Here is a 24,129-nt window from a genome sequence, read left to right on the forward strand (position 1 = left end):
CGGGGCGGCGCCGGTCCTCGGTCCGGCACGGCCCGTCGCCAGAGCGGTGGCGCTCAGTCCTCCAGCACCAGTTTCGTCGACAGCGCCCTGGGGTCCAGCTTCAGGTGCAGGATCGCGGGCACGCCTGCCGCGCGGGCCTCGGCCAGGGCGGGGGCGAAATCGGCGTCGGTCTCGACCGTCAGCCCCAGCCCGCCATGCGCCCGGGCCAGAGCGGCGAAATCCGGGTTCTTCAGCGCGGTGCCCGAGGGGCGGCGGGGATAATGCTTTTGCTGGTGCATCCGGATCGTGCCGTACATCCCGTTGTCGCAAAGGATGACGATCACATTCGCCCCTTCGGCGCAGGCGGTGCCGAATTCCTGGCTGACCATCTGGAAACAGCCGTCCCCGGCCATGCAGATCACATCGCTTTCAGGGCGCTCCAGCTTGGCGGCGATAGCGGCGGGCAGGCCATAGCCCATCGAGCCCGAGGTTGGCGCCAGCTGCGTGCGCCAGCCGCGATAGCGGTAGTAGCGGTGCACCCAGCCGGCGTAATTCCCGGCGCCGTTGGTGACAACCGCATCATCGCCAAGCACCTCGTTCATGTGGCTCACCACATGTTCCATCCGGATCGCGCGGGGCGTGCTCTCGGGCTGTTGCCATGCGGTATAGGCGGCGCGGGCCGCCGCGCAGCGTGGGGTTGCGGCAACGGCGCCGCGTGCCTCGGCGGCGTCGGCCAGTTGCAGGGCCAGCGGGCCGGGGCGGGCGGTCACCGCGATTTCGGGGCGGTAGACGCGGCCATGCTCGTTGGGATCGCCATGCACATGGATCAGCGCCTGATCCGGCTGGGGAGAGGACAGGAGCGTGTAGCCCGAGGTCGTCATCTCGCCCAGCCGTGCGCCCAGGGCCAGGATCACATCGGCCTCGCGCACGCGCTGCGCCAGGGCCGGATTGATCCCGATGCCCACGTCGCCCGCATAGGCCGGGTGCCGGTTGTCGAGGTAATCCTGGCAGCGGAAGGAGGCGCCAACCGGCATGTCCAGCGCCAGCGCCAGGCGGCCAAGGGCCTCGGCGGCCTCGCCCGACCAGCCGCCGCCGCCGACGATGCAGACCGGGCTTTCTGCCGATTGCAGACGGTCGAGTATGGCGGCGATGTCGTCTCCCGCCGCCTTGCCCGAGGCGATGACCGCCGGGGCTGCCGCAACGCCCGTGACGCCGGTCGAAGACAGCATGTCCTCGGGCAGGGCCAGCACAACAGGGCCGGGGCGGCCGGACTGCGCGACGTGGAAGGCACGGCTGACATATTCCGGGATCCGGTCGGCCCGGTCGATCCGCGCGGCCCATTTGGCCAGCGGGCCGAACATCTGGTGGAAATCGACCTCCTGGAACGCCTCGCGGTCGCGCTGGTCCGAGGCCACGTCGCCGACAAACAGGATCATCGGTGTCGAATCCTGAAATGCCACATGCACGCCGGAAGAGGCATTGGTCGCCCCCGGCCCGCGGGTGACAAAGGCGACGCCGGGCTTGCCGGTCATCTTGCCGGTCGCCTCGGCCATCATCGCGGCGCCGCCCTCCTGCCGGGCGGTGACGACGCGGATCGCGCTGTCGTGCAGCCCGTCGAGCGCGGCGAGGAAGCTTTCGCCGGGGATCGAGAACACCCGTTCCACCCCCTGGGCGGCAAGGCATTCGACCAGCAGCGCGCCGGCGTGTCGCGTGGTTTCGGTATCTTTCATCGTCTCGACTCCGCTTCCTGACGGCAAGGCTGCCCTGCTTGGGATAGCGCGTCGGCCCCCCGGGGAAAAGCCCGGCCCGCGATTGCCCGCATTCTCAGGCGGCGATATGCTGCAATGGCATGGCGGGGATGAGATGGACCTGAAATCGCTCAACGCATTTGTGGTGATCGCGGAAACCGGCAGCATCAGCCTGGCGGCGGGGCGGCTGAACATCGTCCAGCCGGCCCTGTCGCGGCAGATCGCGCGGCTGGAGGGCGACCTGGGCGTGACGCTGTTTCGCCGCCACGGGCGCGGCGTCGAACTGACGGCGGACGGGCAGCGCATCCTGGATCACGCCCGCGTCGTCCTCAGGGATCTCGCCGCGCTCAGGGACGAGGCCGCGCGCCGCAACTTTCCGGCGGGCGAGGTCGCCTTTGGCACCCCGACCACTGTCGCCGAGGTTCTGATCGCCCCGGTCATCGAGAGCTGTGCGCGGCAATGGCCCGAGGTCAAGCTGCGCGCGGTGACGGGCTACAGCGGCCACGTCCAGGGCTGGCTGCAGAGCGGCACGCTGGATCTGGGCGTGATCTATGACACCGGCAAGGCACTTGCCGGCATCCGGACTTCGCCGCTTCTCGTTGAAAATCTGTTCCTTGTTGAGCCGCCGGATGCGCCGGCGCGGGACACCGCGACGCTGGAAGAGGCGGCGGCGCTGCGGCTGATCCTGCCGAACCCGGTGCACGGGCTGCGCATCCTGATCGACATGGTTGCCGCCCGGCAGGGGATCGCCATCGCCCCGGTGGTCGAGACGGACGCGCTTGCGGCGCAGATCGACCTGGTGCGCCGGGGTTTTGGCGCCACGATCCTGCCCCGTGTCTCGGTCTTTCGCGACCTGCGCGAGGGGCGGCTGCGCGCCACCCCGCTGGAGCGGCCCGGGATCACCCGCACCCTGATGCTGGCCACGCCCGACGACCGGCCGCTGAGCGGCGCGACCCGGGCCGTGGCCGCCGAGATCCGCGCCGAGGTGACGCGGCTGGCGGCAACGGGCCTCTGGCCGCATGTGGCGCTGCCCGGCGATGCCGACGGCGATATGCCGAAATGGCATATCTGAAAGCGCCACAAGGTTTTTCCCTCTCTCTCTGCGCGCGGCTAGGATTGCCGCAACCGAGGAGGCATCATGACCGACACCGAGAACGCCGAAGAGATTTCGGCCATCCGCGACGCTGTCCGCGCGCTCTGCTCCGAATATCCCGGGGAATACTGGCGCAAGCTGGACCGCAGCCAGACCTATCCCACCGAATTTGTCGAGGCGCTGACCAGGGCCGGGTTCCTCGCCGCGCTGATTCCCGAAGAGTACGGCGGATCGGGCCTGCCGCTCAGCGCCGCCGCCGCGATCCTGGAAGAGGTGCAGGCGTCGGGCTGCAACGGCGGGGCCTGCCATGCGCAGATGTATATCATGGGCGCGCTGCTGCGGCACGGGAACGAGGCGCAGAAGCAGAAGTACCTGCCCGGCATCGCCAGCGGCGCGCTGCGCCTGCAGGCCTTTGGCGTGACCGAGCCGACCAGCGGGACCGACACCACCTCGATCAAGACCTTTGCCCGGCGCGAGGGCGATCATTACGTGATCAACGGGCAGAAGGTCTGGACCAGCCGGGCCGAGCATTCCGACCTGATGCTGCTGCTGGCCCGCACCACGGCGCGCGACAAGGTGGACAAGCGCCATGACGGCATCTCGGTCTTCCTTGTCGACATGCGCGAGGCCCTGGGCAACGGGCTGACGATCAAGCCGCTGCGCGCGATGATGAACCATTCCGCCACCGAGGTCTTTTTCGACAACCTCAAGGTCCCGGCCGAGAACCTGATCGGCGAAGAGGGCAAGGGCTTTCGCTACATCCTGTCGGGCATGAATGCCGAGCGGATCCTGATCGCGGCGGAATGTATCGGTGACGCGAAATGGTTCATCGAGAAGATGAAGGCATACGCCAGCGAACGTGTCGTCTTTGGCCGGCCAATCGGGCAGAACCAGGGCATCCAGTTCCCGATTGCCGAATGCTATGTGCAGATGCGGGCGGCCGAACTGATGGTGAAGGAGGCCGCGCGCCTGTTCGAGACCGGCCAGCCCTGCGGGACCGAGGCGAACATGGCCAAGATGCTGGCGGCCGATGCCTCGTGGAAGGCGGCGGATACCTGCATCCAGACGCACGGCGGTTTCGGCTTTGCCGAGGAATACGACGTGGAACGCAAGTTCCGCGAAACGCGGCTGTATCGCGTGGCGCCGATTTCGACCAACCTGATCCTCAGCCACGTGGCCGAACACGTGCTGGGCCTGCCGAGGTCGTTCTGATGGGGCCGCTGGACGGGATCACGGTTGTCGCCATCGAACAGGCGGTCGCCGCGCCATTCTGTACCGCACGGCTGGCGGATGCCGGGGCGCGGGTGATCAAGGTCGAACGGCCCGAAGGCGATTTCGCCCGGGGCTATGACGACGCGGTGCCGGGCGGGCAGTCGAGCTATTTTGTCTGGCTCAACCGGGGCAAAGAATCCGTCGCGCTGGACCTGACACAGGCAGTCGCGCGCGAACGGCTGGAGCGGCTGATCGCCGGGGCCGATGTTCTGGTGCAGAACCTGAAGCCCGGCGCGCTCTCGCGTCTTGGCTTTGGCATCAAGCGGCTGCGCAGCAGCTATCCCGGCCTGATCTGCTGCTCCATCGCCGGGTTCAACGACACCGGCCCTCTGGCCGGGCGCAAGGCCTATGACCTGCTGATCCAGGCGGAAAGCGGGCTCTGCGCGATCACCGGCGGGCCGGAAGAACCGTCGCGCGTGGGGATTTCGGTGGTCGACATCTCGACCGGCGCGACAGCCCATGCGGCGGTGCTGGAGGCGCTGATCCAGCGCGGGCGGACGGGGCAGGGGGCCGACATTCGCCTGTCGATGTTCGACGTGATCGCCGACTGGATGGCCGTGCCCCTGCTGAACCACGAGGGCGGCAAGACGCCGAAACGTGTCGGCCTTGCCCATCCCTCCATCGCGCCCTACGGGGTCTTTGCCACGGCGGACGGGCGGCAGGTGCTGATCTCGATCCAGTCCGAGCGTGAATGGAGCGTGCTCTGCCGGCAGGTACTTGGGCGGCCCGAGCTGCTGGAAGACCCGCGCTTTGCCTCCAATGTCGAGCGGGTGCGCAACCGTGCGGATACGGATGCTGCGGTGGCCGGGGCCTTTGCCGCGCTGGAGGGCGCGGCGCTGATCGCGCGGCTGAGCGCGGCGCAGATCGCCTTTGGCGAGCTGAACGACATGGCGGGGCTGGCCCGTCACCCGGAACTGCGCCGTGCCGTGGTGGATACGCCGCACGGCCCCGTACGGATACCGGCGCCGGCGGTCACGGTGGACGGGCAGACCCGGATCGGCGCCCGGGTGCCGGCCATAGACGAACATGCGGAGGATCTGGGATGAGCGGGATCGACATCGACCACCTGAAAGGCTGGATCGGGTCCGAGCAACGGCGCGAGGTGACGGTCACCCCGACCCTGGCCGCGCAGTTCTGCGTCACGCTCGACCTGGCGCCGCCCGCCGGGGACGCGCCGCTGCCGCAGCTGTTCCACTGGTGCCTGACCATGCCCGAGACGGCTCATTCCGGGCTCGGCCCCGACGGGCACGCGGCGCGGGGCGGCTTCCTTCCCCCGGTGCCGCTGCCGCGCCGCATGTGGGCCGGGGGCGCGCTGGAGTTCCGGGGCGATATCCGCACCGGCGACACCGTGGCCCTGGTGGCCCGGGTCGAGGATGTGACGCTCAAGACAGGGCGCTCGGGCACGCTGGTCTTTGCCACCGTCCGGCATGATGTCACCGGCCCCCGTGGCCCGGTCGCCACCGAACGGCAGGACATCGTCTATCGCGAGGTCTCGCCGACCGTGCTGGGCGATACGCCGCTTGGCCCCCGGATGCCCGAGCCCGAGATCACCGAGGCCGTGGCGTTCGATCCGGTCCTGCTGTTCCGCTATTCCGCCGTCACCTTCAACGGGCACCGGATCCACTATGACCGCAGCTACTGCATCGAGGAGGAGGGCTATCCCGGCCTCATCGTGCATGGTCCGCTGCAGGCGACACGGCTGGCGCATCTCGCCGCGCGACAGCTGGGGCGTCCGCTCCGGCACTTCGCCTATCGCGGGACCAGCCCGATGTTCGATGGCACGCCTGCCGCGCTCAACGCCGTGACCGGGGCCGAGGGGCTGAGCCTCTGGGTTTCGACCGGGCGCGGCGACACGACAATGACCGCCGAGGCGGGCTGACAGCGTCCTCTTTGCGGCGCGGCGGGGGCCTGTCGGCAAGGCCCTCGTCACTGTCCGCCGCAAATGTGGCTTTTCCGGCGGGACCTATTGCCTACCGACCGGAAAGTCGAAAATATGCGCCAACCGAGGCGGGGGAGGAGGGCCCCCACCCTGGCCGTGCATATCTAGGGAGGATCGCCGAAATGACCGAGCAGCCAGCCGGATACCTGTCGCATCTCAAGGTTCTCGACCTGACGGATTTCCGCGGGGCCATCGCGGGGCGTGTCTTTGCCCAGCTGGGTGCCGACGTGGTGCAGGTGGAAACCCGCGACGGTACGGACAGCCGCCGGCAGGCGCCGTTCGATCCCTCGGGCGCTTCGCTGTTCTGGGCGGCCTATGGCGCGGGGCGGCGGTCCATCGCGCTGGACCTCACCGTACCGGCGGATATGGAAACCTTCGAAAAGCTGGTCGCGGCGGCGGATGTGCTGGTGGAATCCGGCAACCCGGGCGAAAAACCGCTGCTGGATGCCGCGCGGATGGCCGAAATCAACCCCGCGTTGATCCATGCCATCATCACCCCCTTCGGTGTCGACGGTCCCAAAGCTGGCTATCATGACAGCGAGCTGACGATCTGGGCCGCCGGCGGTCCGCTTCTGCCCGTCGCTGCGGTGGCCGACCGGCCCTATCGCATTTCCGTGCCTCAGGCCTATCACCATGCGGCAGTGGATGCCGTGGGCGGGGCGCTGGTGGCCTATTTCGCCCGCAAGAAGACCGGGCGCGGCCAGCGGGTCGAGGTGTCGGCCCAGACCTCGGCCACGCAGTCCACCCTGTCGATGACGCTGGCGGGTGCCGTGGGCCATGCGAATTACACGCTGCGCAAGTCGGTGGCGAGCTTCAAGAAGAACCCCGATCTGTCCGGATCGGGCGCGCGCACCGGCAAGAGCAAGTGGGAAGTGCAGGACGGCCTGGTCGAGATGCACCTGGCAATGGGTCCGGCGACCGGGCGCTTTACCAACAAGCTGTTCGAGGCGCTGATCGACATGGGCGCCGAGGGGGTGGAGGAATTCGCGAAATGGGACTGGCCGACCATTCCCGACGCCATCGCCAATGACGAGATCGAGGAAGAGGATATGGAGCGCTGCCGCCAGGCGGTCGCGAAATTCCTGAACCCCAAGATGAAGAACGACGCGGTGGACATCGCGCTGAAATACAAACTGCTGATGGCCCCGGTCACCACGGTCAAGGACCTGCTGGAAAGCCACCACGAGGCCGCGCGCGACTTTTTCCGCGAGGTGCCGCATGGCAACCGCGTGCTGCATCAGCCCGGCCCCTTTGCCCGCTACCTGGACGGCGCCTTTGCCGACCTGGGCGCGGCGCCGGAGATCGGCGCGCAGGGCGAGGCCATCCGCCGCGACTGGCTGGGCGAGGCGAAACCCGCGCCGGTGCCGTCCGGTGCTGCGGGCCGGCCGCTCGAGGGGATCAAGGTGCTGGACCTCGCCTGGGTTGTCGCCGGCCCGATGATCGGCCGCAACCTGGCCGATTTCGGCGCCACGGTGGTGCGGGTCGAAAGCTCGAAACGGGTGGAAACCGCGCGGATGCTGGGGCCCTACCCGGGGGGCGTCCAGAATTTCATGCGCTCGGGCCAGTTCGAGAACTGCAACACCGGCAAGCTGGGCCTCTCGCTCGACCTCGGGACCGAGGAGGCCAAGGCGGTCATCCTCGACCTGGTGGACTGGGCCGATGTGGTGGTCGAAAGCTTTGCCCCCGGCCAGATCGAACGCTGGGGCCTGGGCTACGAGGTTCTCAAGCAGCGCAACCCGTCGATCATCATGCTGTCCACCTCGCTCATGGGGCAGGTGGGGCCCTGGTCGCGCATGGCGGGGTTCGGCAATATCGGCGGGGCGATGTCGGGCTATCAGGGCCTTGTCGGCCCGCGCGAGGGGCTGCCGGTCGGCCCCTATGGCCCCTATACGGATTACGTCGGCCCGCGTTTCGGCATGATCGCCCTGCTGGCCGCGCTGGATCACCGCGAAAAGACGGGCGAGGGCGGCTGGATGGACGTGGCCCAGGCCGAGACCGGCATGCAGTCCATGGCCGAGGCCTTTGCCGATTTCGAGGTCAATGGCGTTGTCGCCAAGGCCAATGGCAACCGCGATCCGCTGATCGTGCCAAACCATGTCTCGATGTGCATCAAGCACGACATCAACGACCGCTGGGTCGCGATCTCGTGCCGGAGCGATGCGGAATGGGCCGCCTTGGCCGCCGAAATGGGCGGCGAGATGGCCGCCGACGCCGCGCTGGCCACGCTGGAGGGGCGCAAGGCCGCCGAAGACCGGATCGAGGCCGCCATCGACGCCTGGACCCTGAACCAGGAGGCCGACGCGGTAGAGGCGCGGCTGCAGGCGGTTGGCGTGCCGGCCCATGTCGTCGCCTCGTCCGAGGACATCTTTGCCGATCCGCAGATCCGGCATCAGAAACATTTCATCGACATCCCGCGCCAGGACGGCGTGATCTCGACCGTCGAGGCCTGCCGCTTCATCCTGTCGGAAACCCCCGCCGCGCCGGAACGGGCCAGCCCCGATTACGGGCGGGACAACGACTTCGTCCTTGAGGAATTGCTGGGCTACGATCGCGACCGGATCGAGGCGCTGGCGGCGGTCGGCGCGCTGGTCTGAGGGTCAGATCGCGGGCGGCAGCAGCGCCTTGAGGGTTTCAAGCCGATCGGCCTCGGCCGCCGGTTTGTCGCTGCGGATCCGCGCGATGCGGGGAAAGCGCATGGCCACGCCCGACTTGTGCCGGGGCGAGCGGTTCAGCCCCTCGAATGCGATTTCCAGCACCAGTTCGGGTTTCACCGACCGGACGGGGCCGAAGCGTTCCACCGTGTTGTTGCGCACGAAGCGGTCGAGCGATTTCAGCTCGTCGTCGGTGAAGCCGAAATAGGCCTTGCCCACGGGCACCAGCTGGTCGCCGTCCCAGAGCGCAAAGGTGAAATCCGAATAATAGCCCGACCGTTTGCCATGCCCCCGCTGGGCATAGATCAGCACGGCGTCCACCACCATCGGGTCACGCTTCCACTTGAACCAGGGCCCCTTGGCGCGCCCGGCGGTATAGGGGCTGTCCTTGCGCTTGATCATCACCCCTTCGATCACCGCATCGGGCGGATCGGCGCGCAGGGCGGCGAGGTCGTCCCAGGTGTCGAATGCCAGCAGCGGCGACAGGTCCAGCCGATCCGGGTCGAACCGGTTCCGCAATCCTTCCAACGCCTTGCGGCGCGTGGTGAAAGGGTCGGCGCGCAAATCCCGGCCCTCGATCAGCAGCGCATCGTACAGCCGCAGCGCCGCCGGGTGGCTTTGCAGCAGCCCCTTGCCGACGCTCTTGCGGTTCAGCCGCTTCTGCAATTCGCCAAAGGGGGCGACCTCGGCCCCGCGCCGCACCAGCAGCTCGCCATCCAATGTGCCCTCGAACTCCAGCGCGTCGAGCAGGTCGGGGAAACTGGCCGAGATATCCTCGCCCGTGCGCGAATAGAGCCGGCGCGTCCCGCGATCGACCGAGGCCTGCACGCGGATGCCGTCCCATTTCCATTCGGCGGCGTATTCGGCAGGGTCCAGCGCGCCCAGCTGGTCCAGGTCGGTTCCGGTCGACAGCATCACCGGGCGGAACGGCGCATGGGCGGCCGACACCGGCTTTTCCCCCCCGTCGAGCCAGGCAAAGAGGCTGTCATAGGGCGGCGTCAGCCCGTGCCACAGTTCCTCGATCTCGGTTGCGGGGACGGTGCCATATTCCGCCAGTGCGGCGCGGGCCAGCCGGGCCGATACCCCCACGCGCAGCCCGCCGGTCGCCAGCTTCAGATAGGCATGGCGCCCGCTCGGGTCCAGCCGGTCCAGCCGCGCGGCGATCAGGCCGGGCAGGTCGGCCTTGCCCGCCTGTTCCAGTTCACCCACCAGCTGCGACAGGGGCAGGTCCTCGGGCGGGGCCCCGGTGGGCCAGATCAGGGCAATGGTTTCGGCCAGGTCGCCCACGAAATCGTAGGAATAGCCGAACAGCTCGGCATCCACCCGTTCGGTCACCAGAGCGCGCAACAGCGAGGGGGTGACCTTGCGCAGCTCCAGATCGCCGGTCAGCGCGGCCAGGGCGTAGCCGCGTTCCGGGTCGGGCCGGTTGCGGAAATGGGTGACGAGGTGGCGGATCTTGCCCGTGCGGGCGGGGGTGAAGGCCAGCGATTCCAGCAGGCGGGCGAAATGCTGCATCTACTCCGCCTCGTCCTCGTAGCCGACCAGGTTCAGGGGCCGGGCCGTCCGCCCCTCCAGCGTGCAATGGCGGATCAGCGCCTCTTCGCGGCCGTGGGTGACCCAGACCTGTTCGGGGTCCAGCTCGGCGATGGTGCGGGTCAGGTCCGGCCAGTCGACATGGTCCGAAATCACCAGAGGCAGCTCGACCCCGCGCTGCCGGGCGCGGGCGCGGACCTGCATCCAGCCGCTGGCAAAGCAGATCACCGGGTCGGGGAAGCGCTGCGCCCAGGTGGCGGCAAAGGCCGAAGGCGGGGCAATCACGATCTGGCCCGCAAAATCCGCCTTGGTCATGCCGTCGTCGGTGGCGGGGCGCAACGGGCCAAGGTCCACGCCCTGTTCGATGTGATAGGCGCAGAGCCGCTCCAGCGCGCCGTGGATGTAGATCGGCGCCTCCCAACCGGCGGCGCGCAGCAGGGCGATCAGGCGCTGCGCCTTGCCCAGGGCATAGGCGCCAACCAGATGCGCCCGTTCCGGAAAGGCCTGGACCGAGGCCAGCAGCCGCGCGATCTGTCCCTCCGGCTCCGGATGGTGGAAGACGGGCAGGGCAAAGGTCGCCTCGGTCACGAAGACATCGCAGGGGACGGGTTCGAAGGGCGCGCAGGCCGGGTTGGCCCGGCGGCAATAATCGCCCGAGACCGTGAACCGGCGGCCCCCGGTGCGGATCGCGATCTGGGCCGAGCCGAGCACATGGCCCGCCGGATGGAACGCGACCTCGGCATCGCCGATGCGCAACGGCCCCTCGGCCACCTGTGTCTGCCCGGCGAAATCCTGGCCATAGCGGATCGCCATGATGTCGAGCGTCTGGCGCGTGGCCAGCACCGCGCCGTGGCCCGACCTCGCATGGTCGGCATGGCCGTGCGTGATCAGCGCCCGTGCGACCGGGCGCACCGGATCGATGTGGAAATCGCCGGCGGGACAGTAGAGCCCGGCAGGCCGGGGGTGCAGCATGTCGTCTGGACGCATCCGCTGATGTTATGTCCCTCGCGCTGCGGGGCAAGTGCGCCGGGCGGCCGGGGCGGATTATTCCGGCGCCCCGGCGGGGCTGTCGCGGCCCCGGCCCGGGGTGGCGGGATGCGCCGAGGGCCGGCCACTGGCGGCCGCTTCGGCCAGGATGCGGCCCAGGCTGTCGCGGCCCAGCGGTTTGGTCGCCACGTCGTCGACACCGGCTTCGGTCAGCTCGGCGGCGATCTCCTCGCCGATATGTGCGGTCAGGGCGACGATGCGGGTTGCGGCGTTTGGCCCGGGATGTGAGCGAATCCAACGGGTTGCGTCGCGTCCGTCCCGTCGCGGCATCGAGACATCCATCAGGATCAGGTCAAAGGCCTCGCCCGCCGCGATCCGCGCCACCTCTTCTCCGTCATGCGCCTCGCTCACGCCGTGGCCGTCGCGTTCCAGCATGTTGCGCAGGATAAAGCGGTTGGTGGCGTTGTCCTCGGCGATCAGCACCTTCAGCGCGGGCGTGGTTCCGGCCGCGGGCACGGGCGCGGGCCTGGCCGGTTCGATCACCGCCTGGGGCAGGGGCAGGGTCACCGTGAAGGTGCTGCCGATCCCTTCGGATCCGTCGACGGTGATCTCCCCGCCCATGCCGCGCACCAGCCGCCGGGCAATGCCCAGGCCCAGCCCCGTGCCCTGGATCTGGCGCGTGACGGCCGCGTCGAGGCGGACAAAATCCTCGAACACCGCCGCGTGATCCCCGGGCGCGATGCCGATACCGGTGTCGGCGACCCGCAGCGTGACTGTCTCTGCGCCGGTCCGGCGGGCAGAGACCTCGACCTCGCCGTTCCGGGTGAACTTGACGGCATTCGACACGATATTGGCAAGGACCTGCCGCAGCTGCACGGCGTCCCCCCGGACCGCGCCAACCGGGCGCTCGCCCGGCCGCCGCGCCAGCCGGTTGCCCTGCGCGCGGGCGCGCCCGGCCTCTCCGGCCAGGACCGAGGCGATCAGGGCGTCGAGGTCGAAGGCCACCGTGCCGGAGGGGCGGCCACCCTCGATCCGCGTGATGTCGAGCACGTCATTGATCAGGTCCAGCAGGATCGAGGTCGAGTCCCTGAGGATCGGCAGGTAGCGGGCGAGGCTGGCCGGGTCGGGATCGTCCTCCATCAGCTCGATCGTCCCGAGCACGCCATTCAGCGGCGTGCGCATCTCGTGGCTGACAATTCCCAGGAAGCGCGCCTTGGCCCGTTCGCCGGCGAGGGCGCGATCGCGGGACTCCTTCAACTCCGCCTCGGCCGCGATGCGGTGCGAGATGTCGCGGATCACGCAGACGCAGATTTCAGCCCCCTCGCGGTCGGTGACGCCCATCGACATTTCAACGGGAAAGCGCTGCCCGTCCGGCAGGCGGCCCGCCAGACGATGGCCGGTGCGCAGGCCCCGGCGGGCCGCGACATGCAGGTCGTGCCCGGTGATCCCGCGCCGGATTTCAGGCCCGTCAAAGGCCAGCAGCGTGCCCACGGCCTGACCCGCAAGCGCGGCCGCGGGGCGCGCGAACATGCTGCCCGCCGCAGCATTGGCATTCTCGATCCGCCCGCGCCGGTCGAGCACCAGGATCGCATCCTGCGAGGTCGAGACGATGGTTTCCAGCCGCGCCGAGGTGGTCATCACCTCCTGCGCGCGCCGTTCGCTGACCGTGGCAAGGCGGCGGAACATCATCACCGTCAGGCTGAGCCCGGCGAGCAGGCCGAAACTGGCCAGCGCCAGCCGCGACAGCACGCCCGCCATGTCGCGCCGCATGGTCTGGGAGAGGGCGGACAGCAGCTGGTTGCCGATCGTGGCGATGCTGCGCACCTGGGGTCTCAGCCGGTCGACCTCGGCCAGCATGGCGGGCAGCGCGCGGGCCAGCTCCGTATCGGGGGCGTCGATTGCCGGCACCATCCCGCGCAGGGTCCCGGCTGTTTCCGCAAAGGCCGCACCCATGCCGTCGCCGAACAGCACGCTGCGGTAAAGCGGGCTGCGCTCCAGCGTATCGAGCCGACTGTAGAGGATGTCATAGCGTTGCCGCACCCTGGCCAGGGCGGCGGTGTCCGGCATCCCCGACAGGGCGGCCCTTTGCACGGCGCCCGAGAATTCCAGGAACTCCACCTCCAGCTGGGTGAGCGTCCACTGCACATTGTCCGAGGGCGAGGACTGCAGCTCTGACAGCTTTGCCCGCACATCCGTCAGCAGAAAGACAATCACGACGAGGCAGACCGCGGAGAGGGCCCAGACGATGGCCAGCCTCGATGAGCGCCGTTCCAGCCCCAGCATGTCGCGGTTGCGGCCCATCGGTCATCCCTTGCGGTGCGGATGCTCCCCGCTAGGGGATGATGTCGATCTGGTCGAGCTGCCAGATTGAATTGGCGTATTTCACCTCGGTCCGGAACGACGGGTCGGAATCATAGGGATAGACCAGCCACAGCGGCCCCTTGTCCCGCAGCGACATCGGCGCGCCGTTGCGCTGATAGGCGAGCAGGGCGCCATCCGGGCGGATGTCCGCCACCGCGATGCGGATGGCATAGCCGTTGGCCGCCACCAGCGACAACGTGCCGTCGCGGACCTCCAACCGCTCCAGCAGCGCGGCGAGGCGCACGCCGCGAAAGGTCTGCGGGCCGTCGGTCCAGATCGTGGTGGTGGTGAAATCGCTGACGGGCAGCCCTTCCAGGCCCTGCCTGTCAAGCGCGGCAGTTTCTTCACCATTCTTAGTAATTGTCAGAATGACCGGCCCGCTGGCGCGGGGCAGGTCGGCCCAACCGGGCAGGGCCAGGCAGAGAATCGCCAGAATAATGGCCGGGGCCGAAGCTGTGCGGATCAAGTTTTCCCTCCAATTCAGCTGATTTGCCTAGCGAACCGAAACATCGGTTTCGCAAGAGGATGCTAGCGTGAAAGTCTTTCCGACTCGTGTACGGCGGCAGCAATCGCCAAGACATTCTTTTCAGAGTCATGTATTGTCCCGGCTGGGTTAAGAAATTGGACTTGGACATGGCCAGTTTGATGCTTGCCGACGATCATGCGCTGCTGCGCGAGATGATCGCCGGCTATCTTTCCGACCGTGGCGGGCACGACGTGGCCACCGTGGCAAGCGTGGACGAGGCCTGCGACCTGCTGGACGGGGGCGCGCGCTTCGATCTTGTGCTGGTCGACTACCGCATGCCCGGGGCCAACGGGATGACCGGGATATCCGAGATCGTCGCGCGCGCGGGCGAGGTGCCGGTCGCGCTGCTGTCCGGCGTGTCCGGTGTCGAGGTCGCGCGTGAGGCGCTGAACGCCGGATTGCGCGGCTATCTGCCAAAAACCCTGACGCCGGAAGAGCTTGCCACTGCCGTCGGCCGGCTGCTGGAGGGCGACCGTTTCCTGCCCGACGGCTTTTCGATGAGCCCCGAGGACGACCTTCTGACCCGGCGCGAGACCGAGGTCCTGCGTGGCATCTCGCAAGGTCTGTCGAACAAGGAAATCGCGCGCGACCTGGACCTCAAGGAGGTCACGATCAAGCTGCACGTGAAGACCCTGTGCCGCAAGCTCGAGGCGCGCAACCGGACCCACGCGGCGATGCGGGCGCTGGATCTCGGCCTGCTCTGAGCGGTTAGGAACATTTCTAGCCAACGCCCGTCAGGGTTTAAACCAATCTTCAACTGTCCCTGCGCCAGATGGTCGGACGCAGCCGCTTGTCCGGCCGCCGTCTGATCTGCCTTGGGACATTGCTCATGCTAAGAAACGTCACGATCGCCTTCAAACTGCCCCTGGCGCTGTTTTCCGGCCTGGCGCTCGCCGTCGCTGGCACGGGATTTCTGGTATGGCCGGCGGTCCGGGCGGTGCTGCACGAGGATGTGGTGGTGGCACTCGCCAGCACCCACAAGGCACAGGTTGCCGCGGCCGAGGCCCGGGCGGAGTTGTTCCTGTCCGAGGTCACGCGGATCGCCAGGTCGCCGGCGCTGACGATGACCCTGAGCCATGCTACGGGGCCGGGCGCCGTCCCGCCCGACATGCTGGCCGGCGCGCGGGAAATGCCCCGGGAAATACCTGCCGCGACCTGGGGCTTCGACGGAACGTTGCAACTCTATTCCCTTGGCGGGAAAGCCATTTCCTCCCAGGGGGAGGAGGTCTCGGACGCGGTGGAGGCCCGCATGCAGGCACTGGCCACCGATGTCGTGGCCCCGGTCGCGGTCGTATGGAACGGCGATCCGGCGCATCTTGCCGTCGCGGCCCCGGTGCCCGATGGCCCTGGCGCAGCGGCTGTGCTTGTCGGTGTGATCGGCATGGATCAGCTTTTTGGCGACGTTCTGGAAGGGGCGGTTCTGGACATCGCGACGGGCGCACCGGACCCAGCCCTGCAGACAGGCGATGCCGGGACGCAGAGCACGGCGTTTGCATTTGGCGACAGCACGCTTGTCCTGACGAGCAGACTGGCCAGCGCCCATGAGTCCGAAGAAAGGCGGTTTCTGGCGGCGCGGGCGACACTCGCTGGTCTGGTGAGCGTTGTTGTCGTCACGGTGCTGGGCCTGGTGCTGAGCGCACGTTTCGCGTCCACGGTAAACCGGCTTGTCGCGATGGCCGAATCCATACGGGACGGAACGCTCGACGATGACGAGGCGCTGCCGCCGCGGCGTGACGGGCTGGGACGCATCTCGCTTGCATTGGTACAACTGCGCCAGACCCTGCGCGATGCCCACGAAACCGTCCGTGTCGCGACATTCAAGAGCGGGGCGGTCGAGGCCACCTCGGCAGCCCTGATGATGACGGACACGGACTTTCGCATCCTGCACATGAACCAGGCCATCGCCGATCTGTTGCGCCGTCGCCAGAAGGATTTCGAATCCGTGATCGGTCACTTCGATCCGGAAAACCTGATCGGCAAGTCGATGGACGTCTTCCATCGCCAGCCAGAGAGGATCCGCGCGCTGGTGGCGGATCCCTCCAGCCTGCCGTTCCGGACGGACATCCCCCTCGGCGAGGCGCGGCTGGCAATCACCGTCAACCCGATTGCCGGTGCCGACGGCCATCGGGAAGGCATGGTGATCGAATGGAGCGATGTGACGGAAGAACGCCGGACCGGCGCCATACTCGATGCCATCGAGACAGGTCAGCTCAAGGCCGAATTCGATCTTGACGGGCAGCTGGTCTCGTCCAACGCTCTGTTCCGCCAGGTGGTTGCAGGGGAAGCCGGAACCATCCGCATTGCCAACATGGTCACGATGACGGACGGGGAAAACGGCGGTCGCGTCGTCGAGCATCTGCAAAAGGGCGAGACCCGCAGCGGTTTGATCCGGCTCAAATCTCCGCAGTCGGAGGTGACAGCCAGCGTGCAGGGCGGATTTTACCCGATCCGGGACCGTTCGCGAAAGGTTTCCGGTATCCTGATGCTCGGCTCCGATATGACCGAAGTTCAGGCGACGCTCGACGCGGCAGAGGCCACGCACCGGAACCTGGTGCAGGCCCAGGACACGGTTGTCGAGGCCTTGCGCGTCGGCCTTCGCCACCTGTCGGACGGCGAACTGTCACTGCGCCTCGACCAGCGGTTCGACGACCGGTACGAGGAATTGCGACGCGATTTCAACGCCGCCCTGGAAAGCCTGGATGCGACCCTGTCGGACTTCGCGCGCGAAACCGGGGGCATGCAGCACGAAACCTCGGAGATTTGCCGCGCCGCGCAAGAGATGGCGGTCCGCACCGAGAGACAGGCCATTACCCTGCAGGAGACAGCCACCGGGCTGGACGAATTGACGGCCAATGTCGCCAACACCGCCGAGGCCGCGGGTCAGGCCGACGGCATCGTGTCGCAGACCCGGAGCCGTGCCGAAAAGAGCGGAATGGTCGTGGACGAGGCCGAGGCCGCGATGGCCGCCATTGCCGCGTCATCGCGCGAGGTGGTCAAGGTGATCTCCGTCATCGACGACATCGCGTTCCAGACCAATCTGCTGGCCCTGAATGCCGGGGTCGAGGCTGCGCGGGCCGGCGAGGCCGGTCGCGGATTTGCCGTCGTTGCGACCGAGGTCAGGGCCCTTGCCCAGCGTTGTGCCAACGCCGCTGCCGAGATCAACGCGTTGATCCTGGCGTCGGATCAGCACGTCAGCCGGGGCGTCGGACTGGTCAGTCAGGCGGGCGAGGCGCTGAAAGAGATCTTCGATTCCATCAGCATCATTTCGACACATATCGCGGATATCGCGCGCGCTGCCCGCGAGCAATCCGATGGCCTTGGCCAGATGAATGCATCGGTCAACGAGATCGAGCATGCGACACAGCAGAATGCCGCGATGTTCGAGGAGACCAATTCCGCCAGCCAGGAACTCTCCAACCGGGCCCAGATGTTGTCCGTGGCCGTTGGACGCTTCTCGGTTTCGGCAGATGAACCTGTCTCTGAAACTGCACCGAGTCCAGTCGCCCAAAAGGTTGCTGGCAGACGTTCCGGTTCTGGCACAAAAGGCGCGCTCGCCCTGGCACCACACGCTGCGCAGGAAATCGACAATTGGGAGGAATTCTGAATGCCTGTCGGCCCGGGAACGTTTGGCGAACTGAAACGACCGACCGGCATCGGTGTCAAACGTGTGCTGATTGTCGATGACTCGCACGCGATTCAGCGGTTGCTGGGTCATGCCCTGGAAAGCGACCCGCGTCTCAGGGTCGTTGGTATCGCGAAGGATGCCTACGACGCGCGCGAGCAAATCCGCAATCTGGAACCGGACGTCGTCGTCCTGGATGTCGAGATGCCCCGTATGAGCGGACTCGATTTTCTCGAAAGGATCATGCGCCTGCGCCCGATGCCGGTCGTCATGTTCTCGAGCGTGACACAGAACGGCAGCGATGCGGCCATCCGGGCCCTCGCCCTGGGAGCGGTTGACTGCGTTGCCAAGCCCAATATGGGCATCACCCGTGAGACGCTTGGCGATCTTGCGGACAGGGTCTTCGCCGCCGCCAATGCCGGAGTTCTGAAACCCGCGCCACTGCCGACGGAAAGCACTCGAAAACTCGCCAGGGACGCTGTGCCGAGCGGCCGGCCCCCTCGACATGCGATCCTCATCGGCTCCTCGACCGGCGGCGTGGCCGCGGTCGAGATCGTCCTCAGGGGACTGCCTGCCGATTGCCCGCCCGTTGTCGTGGCCCAGCACATGCCCGAAAGCTACCTGGAAAGTTTTGCCATCCGCCTGAATGGCCTGCTGCCGCAGGTCGTCCAACTTGCAGAACATGGCATGCCGTTGAAATCAGGGCATATCTACCTCTCGCCCGGAGGTCATGCGCATACTGGCGTCAACTTCGAGAAGGGTCGATTTTCCACAGTCGCAATTGATGCTCCGAAACGAAACGGCCATTGTCCCTCCGTCGACGTCCTGTTTCAGAGCGCGGTCGGATTTGCCGATCGAGTTGTTGCTACCATCCTGACGGGGCTCGGCAAGGACGGCGCCGAAGGCATGAAGCAGCTCAGGTCGGCTGGGGCATATTGTATCGGCCAGGATGAAGCCAGCTGCGTGGTCTACGGGATGCCACGCGCTGCCGCCGACCTCGATGCCCTGGATGAGCAGTTGCCATTGAACGGCATTGCTGACGCGATTGTCTCAGCCGCCGATCAACGTGCCGGGAAGAGGATCGCAGGGTGACATTCTCGCGCGTTCCAACTCACAAGGGTACTGTAGCGATCACCCAGGGGCAGTATGCCGTGTCCGGCGATCCGGATTGCATCCTGTCGACAATTCTTGGCTCCTGCGTATCCACATGTTTGTGGGACCCGCATGCCCGTGTCGGAGGTATGAACCACATCCTGGTCGCCCGGTCCGCAGCAACATCCGGCGCCAGTGACATGGAGGGCATCAACGCGATGGAGCTATTGATCAACGCGCTGGTCAGGATGGGCGCGGTGCGATCCAGCTTGCAGGCCAAGGTATTTGGAGGAGCGCGCATGATTTCCGGGCTCAGTGACATCGGGGAGGCTAACGGAACCTTTGTTCTGGAATACCTGTCACGAGAAAGCATTGCATGCCTCGGGAAGAGCCTTGGAGGCGCGTCTGCCCGACAGATCAAATTCAGACCAAGCGACGGGAAAGTTCTTCTAAAGACCGTGGGGGCGAGCAAGCCGGCCGAAGTTCCACCTGACAAGCCGAACCCCGGAAACGGAGTCGAGCTTTTCTGACTGGGCGATCCCACAGAATTCGAGACCTGAACAGCCTGACATTTCCTGGATGCTTCAGTGTCTCACATTCCGCCACTCCAACTCACCCGCGCGCCATCACCAGGATGTCGACTGCGCGCGGATTGCGGATTCCGGTTTCGACTGCGCGGAAAACGCCTGTCAGGCGCGATGAGGTCCAAGCCCCGGGAACCGTGAAGCGCTTTGCGACTCAAGTCCCAGTAAACTTTCACTTTTCGGAGAAAAGTGGCAGCCCGTAGGGGAATCGAACCCCTCTTTCCAGGTTGAAAACCTGGCGTCCTAACCGATAGACGAACGGGCCATGCCTTGGCGTGAGGCGTCTTCTAGGCAAAGCACCGGGGGTGCGCAAGGGGAAATTTTGCGGCTTCCGAAGATTTTCGGAACGCCGCCGAAATGACCGACGGAGCGGTGGGCGCGGGGCCGGTCAGTGCGCCTCGGCAGCATCGTCGAGGCGCAGTTGCACGCTCTGACGGCCGCCCCAGGTGTTGATGTCCAGCTTGCCCGCAAGGTGGAATCGGGCGCCGTCATGGGCGCTCAGGCGCGGGCCCAGCGGGCCGTCGAAGGCGCCGAAGGAAATCGCGTCCATCCGGGCGCCAAGGCCGTCGCCGAAGGTGACCTTGAGGTGCGACTCCCCGACCCGGCGGGCGTTGAGGATACGCATGTCGGGAAAGGCGAATCGCGGGGCAGGGGCGCTGGCGCCGAAGGGGCCGGCATCCTCGATCCGGCGGACCAGTTCGACCTGCGCCGCGCCCGGCATCAGCACGCCGTCGATGCGCAGGTCGGCAGGGCCCGCCGCCGCGGCGCCCTGACGGTCCAGCAGTTCCGACAGGCGGGCCATCGCGGCCTCCAGCTTGTCGCGCATCACCGTCAGTCCGGCGGCCATCTTGTGCCCGCCGCCCTTGACCAGCAGCCCCTCGGCGGCCAGCCGGTGGACGGCCGCGCCAAGGTCGATGCCCGCGACGGAACGGCCGGATCCCTTGCCCTCGTCGCCGTCGAAGCCGATCACGACCGAGGGACGGTTGGCCTGTTCCTTGAGACGCGAGGCGACGATGCCGACAACACCCGGATGCCAGCCCTCGCCGGCGGCCCAGGCGAGCGGCGCCTCCAGCCCGCGCGCCTCGGCCTGGGCAAGGGCGGCGGAGCGGACCTGGCCCTCGATCTCGCGGCGTTCGGCGTTCAGCTCGTCCAGCCGGTCGGCCAGGGCGCGCGCCTCGTGCGGGTCGTCGGTTGAAAGCATCCGCGCGCCGAGGTCGGCCTTGCCGATGCGCCCGCCGGCGTTGACCCGGGGGCCCAGGACATAGCCCAGGTGATAGGCGCTCGGCTCGGAGTCAAGGCGCGCGACGTCGGACAGGGCGGCCAGCCCGGGCCGGGCGCGGCCCGCCATCACCGTGAGGCCCTGGCGGACGAAGGCGCGGTTCACCCCGATCAGCGGGGCCACATCGGCCACGGTGGCCAGCGCCACAAGGTCCAGCATTTCCAGCAGGTTAGGCCCTTTGGTGCCCTGGCCGCGCAGCTGGCGATTGGCCTCGACCAGCATCAGGAAGACCACGGCGGCGGCGCAGAGATGGGCCAGCGCGCCATCCTCGTCCTGCCGGTTCGGGTTCACCACGGCCAGGCAGTCGGGCAGGGTCTCGCCGCCCAGGTGGTGGTCGAGGATCATCACGTCGCAGCCCGCCGCAGCCACGGGTTCATGGCTGAGGGTGCCGCAATCGACGCAGACGATCAGGTCATGAGTCGCGCCCAGCTCCTGCATGGCCGGGACATTGGGGCCATAGCCCTCGTCGATCCGGTCGGGAATGTAGAGCGTGGCGGTACGCCCCATCTGGCGCAGCCAGTCGATCAGCAGGGCGGCAGAGGTGCCGCCGTCGACGTCGTAATCGGCGAAGATCGCGATGCGCTCCCGCCCGGCCACGGCGCGCAGGAACCGGGTGGCGGCGGTTTCCATGTCGCGCAGGCTGCGCGGGTCGGGCAGCAGATCGCGCAGCTGGGGCGCGAGGTAGGCGGCGGCCTCCTGCGCGCTGACCCCGGTGCGGGCGAGGACCTGGCAGACCGCACGGTCCAGCCCGGTGTCCTGGGCCAGGGCTTCGGCCGCGCGCTCGGTTTCGACCGTGGGGCCGATCCAGCGGCGGCCGGTGAGCGAGGAGTCGACGCCAAGATAGCTCATGCGCGGGGGGCCGTCCGGCGCCGGGCCGAAAGTCCGCAGCGCGAGAGTCGCCTTGCGGCGGGCCGGGCCGGCGATCCGACCATCACACCCGACCCGGGCCAGCCCCATGCCGCGCGGCGGGACCGGCCCGATGGCCGGTCCAGCGGTTGCGATAAGGGGGCGCGGGGTGTCATCGGGTCTCCTCCCTCCGGGCGCGCCGGGTCAGACTTCCTCGATCCGCAGGGCGACGGGGTCGCCTTCGACCACGCCGGTCTTCATCATCGCGGTGATCGCCCGGTCCAGATCGGCGCGCACGCAGCGGTGCGTCACGATCAGGACGGGGGCCAGCGTCTCGTCATGGTCGTACTGGCGCATGCGGTTGATCGAGATGCCGGCCTCGCCCAGAACGGTGGCGACCTTGGCCAGGGCGCCCGGCTTGTCCTGCAGCGCCATGCGCAGATAAAAGGCCGCCGGCGTCGCGGAAACCGCGGCGGTCGCGTCGGTCAGGCTGCTGGCGGGGCGGCCAAAGACGGGCAGGCGGAAGCCGCGCGCAATATCGCAGATGTCGGCGATCACGGCCGAGGCGGTCGGCCCTTCGCCCGCGCCCGCGCCCCGCAGCACGATCTGTCCCACGGCGTCGCCTTCCAACACCACCATGTTGGTCCCGCCTTCCAGCTGGCCCAGGGCCGAGGATGCGGGCACGAGGCAGGGCGACATGCGCTGTTCCAGCCCGCGCCCGGTCATCCGGCTGACGCCGAGCAGCTTGATGCGATAGCCCATGTCGGCGGCCTGCTTGATGTCCTCGATGGTGATCCGGCCGATGCCTTCCAGCTCCATGTCCGAAAAGGCGACCCGGGTGCCAAAGGCGATCGAGGCCAGCAGCGACAGCTTGTGCCCGGCGTCGATGCCGCCGACGTCAAGCTCGGGGTCGGCCTCCAGATAGCCAAGCTGGTTCGCCTCTTCAAAGACCACGTCATAGGGCAGGCCCGCGCTCTGCATCCGGGTCAGGATATAGTTGCAGGTGCCGTTCATCACGCCCATCACGCGCTTGATCTCGTTCCCGGCCAGCCCTTCGGTCAGGGCCTTGATCACCGGGATACCCCCGGCGACGGCGGCTTCGAACCGGATCACGCGGCCCTGGGCCTCGGCCAGTTCGGCCAGGGCCTGGCCGTTGACGGCCAGCATCGCCTTGTTGGCGGTGACCACGTCCTTGCCGGATTTCAGCGCGGCCTCGGTCGCGGCCTTGGCGGGGCCGTCGGCGCCGCCCATCAGCTCGACAAAGATATCCACATCGTCACGGCGGGCGAGGGCGACGGGATCGTCCTCCCAGGCGTAATCCGACAGCGGCACGCCGCGATCCTTGTCGCGGGTGCGCGCCGAAATGGCCGAGATGGTGATCCGGCGCCCTGTCCTGGCCTCCAGCAGCGCGGCCTGGCGGCGGATGATCCGCACCAGCCCCACGCCGACCGTTCCCAGTCCTGCAATTCCCAGGCGCAGCGGTTCCGTCATCTCAATCTCCGTGCTTGGCTGTGTCTCCCGGCGGCTTAGCGCCTTACGGGGCACCTTGCAACGCGAAGCGGGCGCGGCGGGCTCAGCCTTCGGTGCCGCGCTGCCGCAGTGCCTCGGCCCGGGCTTTCAGGCGCTCGATCCGTTCGCGCATCGCGGCGTCTTCATCGGGCGGAAGGGCGGTGCGTTCGATGGTGTCGACCTGCGGCGTGGTCTGGTCCCGCTCGGGCGGCAGGGTGGCGGCGCGGGCGTTCAGCGCCTCGCCCTTGGCCTGCAGTTCGGTGAAATCCTCGGGCAGGATCTGCACGTCGTCGGCCCGGGCCAGCACGGTTTCCTTCGAGGCGAGCCGGGGATAGCGGGCGTCCTTCGCGGCGGCGTCGATCGAGTCGTCAAGGCGCGGCAGCTCGGCGCAGGCGGCGAGCACGGCAATCGGCAGCAGGATCGAGAGGGCTCGCAGGATCATGTGTCAGAAATGCCCCATCCGGTGCGGGGCCGCAAGCGCCTGCTTTGCAATGAACGGGTGTTCAGATAATTTCGGGGAATGGCCCGCACCTCCGGATCCCATGCCGCGAAGACCGCGCCGCGCATCCGTGCCGCGGCGATCCGTCTGTTTGCGCGCCACGGCTATGCCGCCGTCTCGATGCGCCAGATCGCGGGCGAGGTGGGCGTGCAGGTCGGTGCGCTCTACAACCACACGGCGGACAAGCAGAGCCTGCTGCTGGAGCTGATGGAGGGCCATCTGACGGACCTGCTGGCGGCCTGCGACAGAGCCGACTCGCCCGACGGCCCGGTGGCGGCGCTGGAGGCCTTTGTCCGCTTCCACATCCGCTATCACGCCGAGCGGCCCGACGAGGTCTTCATCGCCTATATGGAGCTGCGCAACCTGACGCCGGAAAATTTCGCCCGGGTCCAGACGCTGCGCCGCCGCTACGAGGACCGGCTGGAGTCGATCCTGCGCGCCGGGATCGCGGCAGGGGCGTTCCGGCTGGCCGATGCGCGGATCGGGACGCTTGCGATCATCGGGATGCTGACTGGGATCAACACCTGGTTCCGCGCCAAGGGCCGGTTGTCGCTGGCGGATATCGAGGCGATCTACTGCGACATGATCCGCCAGTCGGTGGGGGCCTGA

18 protein-coding genes and 1 tRNA gene are annotated in these 24,129 nt (G+C 67.8%); 10 read left to right on the forward strand and 9 right to left on the reverse strand.

Annotated features, from left to right (window positions below):
* Window positions 1-53: 53 nt before the first annotated feature.
* Entirely contained in the window at window positions 54-1,709 is a 1,656-nt protein-coding gene (locus GLS40_RS04490; protein ID WP_160381540.1) for a thiamine pyrophosphate-binding protein, read from the reverse strand.
* 106 nt (window positions 1,710-1,815) lie between these two features.
* On the opposite strand from GLS40_RS04490, the gene GLS40_RS04495 reads away from it, so the two are divergent.
* The 5 genes from GLS40_RS04495 to GLS40_RS17810 all read left to right on the forward strand — a co-directional run bounded on the left by GLS40_RS04495 (window position 1,816) and on the right by GLS40_RS17810 (window position 8,625).
* Window positions 1,816-2,799 carry a LysR family transcriptional regulator gene (locus GLS40_RS04495; RefSeq protein WP_160381541.1) on the forward strand — a complete coding sequence of 328 codons (984 nt, stop codon included), beginning with the start codon at window positions 1,816-1,818 and terminating at the stop codon, window positions 2,797-2,799.
* A gap of 66 nt (window positions 2,800-2,865) precedes the next feature.
* Complete coding sequence (locus tag GLS40_RS04500; RefSeq protein ID WP_160381542.1) at window positions 2,866-4,032, forward strand: acyl-CoA dehydrogenase family protein; 1,167 nt, start codon at window positions 2,866-2,868, stop codon at window positions 4,030-4,032.
* Window positions 4,032-5,138 carry a CaiB/BaiF CoA transferase family protein gene (locus tag GLS40_RS04505; protein WP_160381543.1) on the forward strand — a complete coding sequence of 369 codons (1,107 nt, stop codon included), beginning with the start codon at window positions 4,032-4,034 and terminating at the stop codon, window positions 5,136-5,138. Before GLS40_RS04500 ends, GLS40_RS04505 begins: the two co-directional genes overlap by 1 nt.
* The gene (locus GLS40_RS04510; protein ID WP_160381544.1) at window positions 5,135-5,971 is read left to right on the forward strand and encodes an FAS1-like dehydratase domain-containing protein; all 837 of its coding nucleotides are present in this window, start codon (window positions 5,135-5,137) and stop codon (window positions 5,969-5,971) included. Before GLS40_RS04505 ends, GLS40_RS04510 begins: the two co-directional genes overlap by 4 nt.
* 182 nt (window positions 5,972-6,153) lie before the next feature.
* Window positions 6,154-8,625 carry a CaiB/BaiF CoA-transferase family protein gene (locus tag GLS40_RS17810; RefSeq protein WP_202075890.1) on the forward strand — a complete coding sequence of 824 codons (2,472 nt, stop codon included), beginning with the start codon at window positions 6,154-6,156 and terminating at the stop codon, window positions 8,623-8,625.
* A 3-nt stretch (window positions 8,626-8,628) separates the two neighbouring features.
* On the opposite strand, the gene GLS40_RS04520 is transcribed toward GLS40_RS17810, so the two are convergent.
* From GLS40_RS04520 to GLS40_RS04535, 4 genes are read right to left on the reverse strand one after another with little or no spacing between them, the layout of a single operon-like run.
* Window positions 8,629-10,197: a cisplatin damage response ATP-dependent DNA ligase gene (locus tag GLS40_RS04520; RefSeq protein WP_160381545.1), complete on the reverse strand. Its 1,569-nt coding sequence runs from the start codon at window positions 10,195-10,197 to the stop codon at window positions 8,629-8,631.
* Entirely contained in the window at window positions 10,198-11,202 is a 1,005-nt protein-coding gene (locus tag GLS40_RS04525) for a ligase-associated DNA damage response exonuclease (protein ID WP_160381546.1), read from the reverse strand.
* Between the two features lie 57 nt (window positions 11,203-11,259).
* Entirely contained in the window at window positions 11,260-13,503 is a 2,244-nt protein-coding gene (locus GLS40_RS04530; RefSeq protein WP_160381547.1) for an ATP-binding protein, read from the reverse strand.
* Between the two features lie 31 nt (window positions 13,504-13,534).
* Window positions 13,535-14,029, reverse strand: a complete 495-nt coding sequence (locus GLS40_RS04535) for a molybdopterin-dependent oxidoreductase (protein ID WP_160381548.1) — start codon at window positions 14,027-14,029, stop codon at window positions 13,535-13,537.
* A 167-nt stretch (window positions 14,030-14,196) separates the two neighbouring features.
* Here GLS40_RS04535 and GLS40_RS04540 point away from each other — a divergent pair, with 167 nt between their 5' ends.
* The 4 genes from GLS40_RS04540 to GLS40_RS18205 all read left to right on the forward strand — a co-directional run bounded on the left by GLS40_RS04540 (window position 14,197) and on the right by GLS40_RS18205 (window position 19,333).
* Window positions 14,197-14,793, forward strand: a complete 597-nt coding sequence (locus GLS40_RS04540; RefSeq protein WP_160381549.1) for a response regulator transcription factor — start codon at window positions 14,197-14,199, stop codon at window positions 14,791-14,793.
* A 125-nt stretch (window positions 14,794-14,918) separates the two neighbouring features.
* Entirely contained in the window at window positions 14,919-17,693 is a 2,775-nt protein-coding gene (locus GLS40_RS04545; protein ID WP_160381550.1) for a methyl-accepting chemotaxis protein, read from the forward strand.
* Entirely contained in the window at window positions 17,694-18,803 is a 1,110-nt protein-coding gene (locus GLS40_RS04550) for a protein-glutamate methylesterase/protein-glutamine glutaminase (protein ID WP_160381551.1), read from the forward strand.
* A complete protein-coding gene (locus GLS40_RS18205; protein WP_328598874.1) occupies window positions 18,800-19,333 on the forward strand; it encodes a chemotaxis protein CheD in 534 nt (177 codons plus the stop codon). The genes GLS40_RS04550 and GLS40_RS18205 overlap by 4 nt, the downstream gene beginning before the upstream one ends.
* Window positions 19,334-19,577: 244 nt before the next feature.
* Here the strand turns inward: GLS40_RS18205 and GLS40_RS04560 are convergent.
* The 4 genes from GLS40_RS04560 to GLS40_RS04575 all read right to left on the reverse strand — a co-directional run bounded on the left by GLS40_RS04560 (window position 19,578) and on the right by GLS40_RS04575 (window position 23,463).
* Window positions 19,578-19,652: transfer RNA gene (locus tag GLS40_RS04560), tRNA-Glu, on the reverse strand.
* 123 nt (window positions 19,653-19,775) lie between these two features.
* On the reverse strand, window positions 19,776-21,515 hold the full coding sequence (gene recJ, locus GLS40_RS04565) for a single-stranded-DNA-specific exonuclease RecJ (protein WP_160381552.1): 1,740 nt from the start codon (window positions 21,513-21,515) through the stop codon (window positions 19,776-19,778).
* A 201-nt stretch (window positions 21,516-21,716) separates the two neighbouring features.
* Window positions 21,717-23,003 (reverse strand): homoserine dehydrogenase, encoded by a 1,287-nt coding sequence (locus tag GLS40_RS04570; protein WP_160381553.1) that lies wholly within the window; start codon window positions 23,001-23,003, stop codon window positions 21,717-21,719.
* An 82-nt stretch (window positions 23,004-23,085) separates the two neighbouring features.
* Entirely contained in the window at window positions 23,086-23,463 is a 378-nt protein-coding gene (locus tag GLS40_RS04575; RefSeq protein WP_160381554.1) for a hypothetical protein, read from the reverse strand.
* Between the two features lie 78 nt (window positions 23,464-23,541).
* On the opposite strand from GLS40_RS04575, the gene GLS40_RS04580 reads away from it, so the two are divergent.
* Window positions 23,542-24,129, forward strand: a complete 588-nt coding sequence (locus GLS40_RS04580) for a TetR/AcrR family transcriptional regulator (RefSeq protein ID WP_160381555.1) — start codon at window positions 23,542-23,544, stop codon at window positions 24,127-24,129.

It is taken from the genome of Pseudooceanicola pacificus, from assembly GCF_009789075.1.
GTDB classification, from domain to species: domain Bacteria; phylum Pseudomonadota; class Alphaproteobacteria; order Rhodobacterales; family Rhodobacteraceae; genus Pseudooceanicola; species Pseudooceanicola pacificus.

Excerpts from the sequence above, each read along its gene's own strand:
- GLS40_RS04490 (WP_160381540.1), bottom strand. The coding sequence starts at position 1,709 with ATGAAAGATACCGAAACCACGCGACACGCCGGCGCGCTGCTGGTCGAA.
- GLS40_RS04495 (WP_160381541.1), top strand. The coding sequence starts at position 1,816 with ATGCTGCAATGGCATGGCGGGGATGAGATGGACCTGAAATCGCTCAAC.
- GLS40_RS04500 (WP_160381542.1), top strand. The coding sequence starts at position 2,866 with ATGACCGACACCGAGAACGCCGAAGAGATTTCGGCCATCCGCGACGCT.
- GLS40_RS04505 (WP_160381543.1), top strand. The coding sequence starts at position 4,032 with ATGGGGCCGCTGGACGGGATCACGGTTGTCGCCATCGAACAGGCGGTC.
- GLS40_RS04510 (WP_160381544.1), top strand. The coding sequence starts at position 5,135 with ATGAGCGGGATCGACATCGACCACCTGAAAGGCTGGATCGGGTCCGAG.
- GLS40_RS17810 (WP_202075890.1), top strand. The coding sequence starts at position 6,154 with ATGACCGAGCAGCCAGCCGGATACCTGTCGCATCTCAAGGTTCTCGAC.
- GLS40_RS04520 (WP_160381545.1), bottom strand. The coding sequence starts at position 10,197 with ATGCAGCATTTCGCCCGCCTGCTGGAATCGCTGGCCTTCACCCCCGCC.
- GLS40_RS04525 (WP_160381546.1), bottom strand. The coding sequence starts at position 11,202 with ATGCGTCCAGACGACATGCTGCACCCCCGGCCTGCCGGGCTCTACTGT.
- GLS40_RS04530 (WP_160381547.1), bottom strand. The coding sequence starts at position 13,503 with ATGGGCCGCAACCGCGACATGCTGGGGCTGGAACGGCGCTCATCGAGG.
- GLS40_RS04540 (WP_160381549.1), top strand. The coding sequence starts at position 14,197 with ATGGCCAGTTTGATGCTTGCCGACGATCATGCGCTGCTGCGCGAGATG.
- GLS40_RS04545 (WP_160381550.1), top strand. The coding sequence starts at position 14,919 with ATGCTAAGAAACGTCACGATCGCCTTCAAACTGCCCCTGGCGCTGTTT.
- GLS40_RS04550 (WP_160381551.1), top strand. The coding sequence starts at position 17,694 with ATGCCTGTCGGCCCGGGAACGTTTGGCGAACTGAAACGACCGACCGGC.
- recJ (WP_160381552.1), bottom strand. The coding sequence starts at position 21,515 with ATGAGCTATCTTGGCGTCGACTCCTCGCTCACCGGCCGCCGCTGGATC.
- GLS40_RS04570 (WP_160381553.1), bottom strand. The coding sequence starts at position 23,003 with ATGACGGAACCGCTGCGCCTGGGAATTGCAGGACTGGGAACGGTCGGC.
- GLS40_RS04575 (WP_160381554.1), bottom strand. The coding sequence starts at position 23,463 with ATGATCCTGCGAGCCCTCTCGATCCTGCTGCCGATTGCCGTGCTCGCC.
- GLS40_RS04580 (WP_160381555.1), top strand. The coding sequence starts at position 23,542 with ATGGCCCGCACCTCCGGATCCCATGCCGCGAAGACCGCGCCGCGCATC.